Source organism: Mesorhizobium sp. M7A.F.Ca.US.014.04.1.1 (assembly GCF_003998745.1).
Classification (GTDB): Bacteria; Pseudomonadota; Alphaproteobacteria; order Rhizobiales; family Rhizobiaceae; genus Mesorhizobium; species Mesorhizobium ciceri.
Window position 1 is genome coordinate 1 of the sequence record NZ_RZRW01000395.1, and the last position, 5,577, is coordinate 5,577.

Here is a 5,577-nt window from a genome sequence, read left to right on the forward strand (position 1 = left end):
GCTTTGGGAGAGGGAAGTGCAGTTTCATGGCGTTTCGTACATTCAGTGGTCGCTTTTTGGCGGGTCTTGCGCTCACCGGCTTTATGCTTGCCGCCGCCGGCTGCCAATCGGGCGACAATGGCATCCTGAACCTCGGCATCGGCAAGAAGGAGGACCCGACGGCGCCACCGCCGCCGCAGGATCCCAAGATCCTGGCCAGCCAGTTGCAGGCCTATTGTCCCAGGGTGACCGTGCGCGACGGCACGGCCTTCTTCAACACCTATTCCAGGGAAGCTCAGAAGCCCAAGCCCAGGATCAAGAAGACCGGCGATGCCGCGCAGGATGCCGCGGCCCAGGCCGAGGCTGACGCCGCTGCTGCAACGCCGCCCGACGATTCGGCCAATATCATCTACCAGGCGTCGGTCAGCGACGTGACACGCGACTGCAGCCGTGCCAACGGCCAGTTGGCGATGAAGATTGCGGTCGCCGGCAAGATTGTCCCCGGACCGAAGTTTTCTCCAGGCACGATCACCATGCCGATCCGAACGGCGGTGATGCACGGCACCCAGGTCCTCTATTCGCAGCTCCACCAGTATCAGGTCCAGGTCACCGATCCTTCCGTTGCCACGCAGTTCGTCTTCACCGATTCCAATGTCGTCGTGCCCGAGCCGACGGCCCAGGATTATCAGGCCTTTGCCGGCTATGACGAAACCGCGCATCAGGCAACGGCCAACAAGTCGAAGAAGACCCGCCGCAAGAGGGCTGCCGCGACGAACTAGGTCTCGGCAGTTGCATGAGGCGTGCGTCGCGGCGCACGCTTCTCAGGCGTCCGACCACTCCGACAGCGCGGCGATCACGCTTTTCAACTCTGCCCAGCGGCGGATCACCGTTTCGGCGCCGGCCTCGGTGAGCGCGTCGGCATGGCCGGGATAACTGTGTCCCGCGCCGGTGAAGCCGATCACCCGCATGCCCGCCGCCCTTGCGCCGTGGACGCCGTGCACGGAATCCTCGATGACGAAAGTGTTCGCCGGGTTGGCGTTGAGTTTCTCCGCCGCGAACAGGAACACGTCCGGCGCCGGTTTCGTTTTCGCGGTCGGTGTTTCCATCGCCGAAAAAATCCGGTCGGTGAAAAACGGCAGAAGATGCACCTTTTCCAGCATGAATTCGATCCTCTCGGAGCGTGAATTCGAGCAGACGCAGCGCGGCACGGTTACCGCGGCAACGGCCTCGCGCGCGCCATCGATGGCGCGGACGTCACTGCGCAGTTTGCGGTCGACCAATTGTTCCTCCCTGTCGATCAGAGAGGCTTGGAAGGGAATGCGGGACTTTTCCTCGACCCGCAGCATGATGTCCTTGAAGGTCAGGCCGGCATAGCTCTCCGAAATCTCCTCAGCCGATATCTCGTATCCGGCCAAGGTCAAAAGCTCGGCGTCGACGCGGGCGGCGATGATCTCGGAATCGACGAGCACGCCGTCGCAATCGAAGATGACAAGGTCTGGCTGGGGCATGGTGATCCGGACAATGGGAGGGCGAAGTGGCCTCGGAAGGCTCAGGCGGCGCGGCATACACCAACAGGGCCGCCTTCGCAAATTCGCCACACCAGTCCCTTGCCTTCACGGAATATTTACGCTGATCGGTAACCATAACCAGGAGTAAACAGTAACGCGTGCCTTGGGTGTCAGAATGTCTGCCGTGCGTCTTCTCGACGAGCTTTCCCACGCTCCCCAGCAATCCGAATGGCTGGACACGATCCTCAAGGGCGACTGCGTCGCCGCGCTAGACCGGCTGCCCGAAAAATCGATCGACGTCATCTTCGCCGATCCGCCCTACAATCTGCAGCTCGACGGCGACCTGCACCGCCCTGATCAGTCGAAGGTCGACGCCGTTGACGACGATTGGGACCAGTTCGAGAGTTTCGAGGCCTATGATGCTTTCACGCGTGCCTGGCTGCTGGCGGCGCGCCGGGTGCTGAAGCCCAACGGCACCATCTGGGTCATCGGCTCCTATCACAACATCTTCCGTGTCGGCGCCAAGATGCAGGATCTCGGCTTCTGGATCCTAAACGACGTCGTCTGGCGCAAGACCAACCCAATGCCGAATTTCCGCGGCCGCCGCTTCCAGAACGCGCATGAGACGATGATCTGGGCCACGCGCGACCAGAAGGGCAAGGGTTACACCTTCAACTACGAAGCCATGAAGGCGTCCAACGACGATATCCAGATGCGCTCCGACTGGCTGTTTCCGATCTGCACCGGCGGCGAGCGGCTGAAGAACGACAATGGCGACAAGCTGCACCCGACGCAGAAGCCGGAAGCGCTGCTTGCCCGCATCATGATGGCCTCGACCAAACCGGGCGACATCGTGCTCGATCCGTTCTTCGGCTCCGGCACCACCGGCGCGGTGGCCAAGCGCCTCGGCCGCCATTTCGTCGGCATCGAGCGCGAGCAGGCCTACATCGACGCCGCCAACGAGCGCATCGACGCGGTGCGGCCGCTGGATGGTGCCGATCTCACCGTTCTCACGGGCAAGCGCGCCGAGCCGCGCGTTGCCTTCGTCAGCCTGATCGACACCGGCCTGATGATGCCGGGTGCGACGCTCTACGATGCCAAGAAGCGCTGGGCGGCCAAGGTGCGGGCCGACGGCACGGTGGCGATCGGCGACAGCGCCGGTTCGATCCACAAGGTCGGCGCCGAAGTGCAGGGGCTGGATGCCTGCAACGGCTGGACCTTCTGGCATTATGAGCGCAGCGGTGGCCTGACCCCGATCGACGAGCTTCGCCGCATCGCGCGGCTCGGCATGGAGCGGGCAGGGGCCTGAGCCCCTGCCAATTGCTTCGAATGCCTTTGATTCAAAGGCTCAACGGATCGCGCGAAGCGATTCAAATCAGGCCTTGATTCCGAGACGTTCAAGGTCTGCTTGAAGCGTCCTTGCGTCGGTGAACAGCACCGATTGCCAGCCTGCCGCCTTGGCGCCGTCGACATTCTTCTGGCTGTCATCGATGAACAGCGTCGCGGCCGGTTCGAGGCCGAATGCGGCGACGTGGTGATCGTAGATGGCTCGGTCGGGCTTGATCTGGCGAATATCGGCCGACACCGTCACGCCGCGCGGACGATTGAGGAAATCGAAGCGCTCGCGGGCCTCGGCCAGCGTGTCGCTGGCGAAATTGGTCAGCATGGTCACGTCGTGGCCGCTCTCGATCAGACCGACCATGATGGCGACGCTGTCCTCATAGGCATGCGGCACCATCTCGTGCCAGTGGCGGCGGAAACCGCGGATGTTTTCCGCGTGATCGGGATGGTCCGCGATCAGCAGCGCCTCGGCCTCTTCCCAGGTCCGGCCGCGATCCTGCTCGATGTTCCAATCATGCGTGCAGACATTGTCGAAAAACCACTTTCTCTCTTCGGCATCCGGAATGAGGCGGCTGAACGGAATGTTGGGATCGTAGTGGATCAGCACGCGGCCGATATCGAAAACGATGTGGCGTATTTCAGTCATGGGGCCTCTTTGCACTGTGTGGCGACGGCTTTTTCGTCGCGCCGGGTATCGCAGCCTCGATTGCCTTTTTCATGACAGTCGGCAGCGCCTCGCCGGAAATCTCGTGAGCGAGCGACCAGAAATGCCCGTCTGGCGCATCACCTTTGATGTGAGCGTGAAAGACTTCGAGTTCGAGAGCGAAATGCGTGAAGACATGCGCAATGCGGCCCGCATGCCGCCAGTCGGCGGGAAACGGCGCGGCCGCTTGCGTGGTTGCCCCATCGATCCGCGCGGTCCAGCCTGTCGTCGGCACCTCGGTCATGCCGCCGAGCAAGCCCTTCTCGGCCCGTTTGCGCAGAAGGATGGCGCCGTCGGCCCGTACGGCGACAAAGGCCGCGCCGTGCCGCTGCGGCTTGTCGGCCTTGGGCAGGCGCACCGGGAAGTGCTCGGGATCGCCTGAAACGACCGCGTCGCAGTCTTCGCGCAGCGGGCACAGCATGCAGCGTGGCCGGCGTGGCGTACAGATGGTGGCGCCGAGATCCATCATCGCCTGGGCGAAGTCGCCAGGCCTTATCCCGGGCACCATGCGCTCGACATGGGCGCGGATCTCGGGCTTGGCTTCGCTGAGCGGGGTTGTGATCGAAAACAGCCGGGAGATGACACGTTCGACATTGCCGTCGACAACCGCGGCGGGGCGGTCGAAGGCAATCGCCGTGATGGCCGCCGACGTATAGGCGCCGATGCCGGGCAATTCTCTCAAACCAGTCTCCGTGTCGGGAAACCGGCCGCCACGCGCAGCCACAAGATCGGCACAGGCCTTGAGATTGCGGGCGCGGGAGTAGTAGCCGAGCCCGGCCCAGGCCTTCATCACGTCCTCCGCTGGCGTCGCGGCCAGCGCCTCGACATCGGGCCATTTCTCGACGAAAATCCGGAAATAGGCCTTCACTGCTTCGACGGTGGTCTGCTGCAGCATGACCTCGGAGAGCCAGATGCGGTAGGGATCAGGCCGCACGCCGCGTGCATGCTCACGGGGCGTGATGCGCCACGGCAATTCACGGTGATGCACATCATACCAGCCGAGCAGGCGGGATGCGATATCGTCGCTGACACCGGATGCAGCTGTGCTGCTATCTCCAGATGCAGCTATGCTGCTATCTGCGGATGTGGCTTTGCCACTATCCCAGGATGCGGTCTTGCGGGTCTGGTCTGCTGGTGCCATTGATCTTGTATTGGCCTGGCCGGTATCTGCTGGGTCGTCGCTGGAGGACGTACATGGCAGGGAGAACGCCCTACGGCAATCCCGTCCCGGTCAGCGATCTCGCGACCAGGATCCTCGATCCGGTGCTGCGCAAGCGGGCCGGCATTTCGATCGGCCTCGTCCAGTCATGGGACGAGATCGCCGGCCCACGGCTGGCCAGCCACTCGCGCCCCGAAAAAATCCAGTGGCCGCGCCGTATGCATGAGGACGATCCGTTCGAGCCGGCCGTGCTGGTCATTGCCTGCGAAGGCATGGCGGCACTTCATCTGCAGCACGAGACGGGCGAGATCATCAACCGGGTCAACGCCTTCCTCGGCTTCACCGCCATCAACCGCATCAGGATCCTGCAGAAGCCGGTGACAGCCGACAAAGGAAAGCGCAGACCGGCCCTGAGACCGCTGACCGCGGCTGAGAAGACGAAATTGTCGGGGACTGTCGGCCTGGTCGATAATGAAGGACTGCGCGCCTCGCTGGAGAAACTTGGCGCGACCATTATTGGGGAGAGAAAATCATAGGCGTCTTGAAGAAAGTCATGGATTCGTCGTCTATATCTCGCATTCGTGATCGCCCTTGTCAGGTTTCGCGATTGGATTGGGGATCGAGATGCCTTAATTCGCGCCAACTCTCGCCTTTTCGTGTCTTTGCATTGCAAAATCCAACCCTTGTCAGGTGATTCGTATGAACCGTCCCCCGTTTGGCCAAAGCTTGTCTCGCAGAAACGTCCTGTCTTCGCTGGCCGCCATTCCGGCGGTGGCCCTGCTCGCGGCCTGCAGCGACTCTGGCGAGGAGGCGAAGGCTGCGAATGTGAAGCCCGCCGAGCCGGCCGCTCCCGCAAAGCCGGCCACGCCGGCCGCCGCCACCGCGCC

The 5,577-nt window shown here is 62.8% G+C and carries 6 protein-coding genes and 1 pseudogene; 4 read left to right on the forward strand and 3 right to left on the reverse strand.

The features are described 5' to 3' along the window. Nucleotides 1-26: 26 nt before the first annotated feature. Entirely contained in the window at nucleotides 27-758 is a 732-nt protein-coding gene (locus EOA22_RS23035; RefSeq protein ID WP_013532760.1) for a hypothetical protein, read from the forward strand. A gap of 42 nt (nucleotides 759-800) precedes the next feature. On the opposite strand, the gene EOA22_RS23040 is transcribed toward EOA22_RS23035, so the two are convergent. Next, on the reverse strand, nucleotides 801-1,487 hold the full coding sequence (locus tag EOA22_RS23040; protein ID WP_013532759.1) for an HAD family phosphatase: 687 nt from the start codon (nucleotides 1,485-1,487) through the stop codon (nucleotides 801-803). Between the two features lie 175 nt (nucleotides 1,488-1,662). Here EOA22_RS23040 and EOA22_RS23045 point away from each other — a divergent pair, with 175 nt between their 5' ends. Continuing rightward, nucleotides 1,663-2,796, forward strand: coding sequence for a site-specific DNA-methyltransferase (locus EOA22_RS23045; RefSeq protein WP_013532758.1), 1,134 nt, complete (start codon nucleotides 1,663-1,665; stop codon nucleotides 2,794-2,796). A 66-nt stretch (nucleotides 2,797-2,862) separates the two neighbouring features. Here EOA22_RS23045 and EOA22_RS23050 read toward each other — a convergent pair whose 3' ends face one another. Then, nucleotides 2,863-3,474: an HAD family phosphatase gene (locus tag EOA22_RS23050; RefSeq protein WP_013532757.1), complete on the reverse strand. Its 612-nt coding sequence runs from the start codon at nucleotides 3,472-3,474 to the stop codon at nucleotides 2,863-2,865. After that, the gene (gene mutY / locus EOA22_RS23055) at nucleotides 3,467-4,672 is read right to left on the reverse strand and encodes an A/G-specific adenine glycosylase (RefSeq protein WP_013532756.1); all 1,206 of its coding nucleotides are present in this window, start codon (nucleotides 4,670-4,672) and stop codon (nucleotides 3,467-3,469) included. Before mutY ends, EOA22_RS23050 begins: the two co-directional genes overlap by 8 nt. Before the next feature lie 53 nt (nucleotides 4,673-4,725). Between mutY and EOA22_RS23060 the strand changes: the two genes are divergently transcribed. Both EOA22_RS23060 and EOA22_RS39715 read left to right on the forward strand, forming a co-directional pair. Beyond that, nucleotides 4,726-5,226 (forward strand): DUF721 domain-containing protein, encoded by a 501-nt coding sequence (locus EOA22_RS23060; protein WP_013532755.1) that lies wholly within the window; start codon nucleotides 4,726-4,728, stop codon nucleotides 5,224-5,226. Nucleotides 5,227-5,389: 163 nt separating this feature from the next. After that, nucleotides 5,390-5,577 (forward strand): annotated as a pseudogene (locus EOA22_RS39715) (DsbA family protein); the annotation flags it as partial.

Coding starts and splice junctions, on each gene's coding strand:
- mutY (WP_013532756.1), bottom strand. CDS start 4,672: ATGGCACCAGCAGACCAGACCCGCAAGACCGCATCCTGGGATAGTGGC.
- EOA22_RS23035 (WP_013532760.1), top strand. CDS start 27: ATGGCGTTTCGTACATTCAGTGGTCGCTTTTTGGCGGGTCTTGCGCTC.
- EOA22_RS23050 (WP_013532757.1), bottom strand. CDS start 3,474: ATGACTGAAATACGCCACATCGTTTTCGATATCGGCCGCGTGCTGATC.
- EOA22_RS23045 (WP_013532758.1), top strand. CDS start 1,663: ATGTCTGCCGTGCGTCTTCTCGACGAGCTTTCCCACGCTCCCCAGCAA.
- EOA22_RS23040 (WP_013532759.1), bottom strand. CDS start 1,487: ATGCCCCAGCCAGACCTTGTCATCTTCGATTGCGACGGCGTGCTCGTC.
- EOA22_RS23060 (WP_013532755.1), top strand. CDS start 4,726: ATGGCAGGGAGAACGCCCTACGGCAATCCCGTCCCGGTCAGCGATCTC.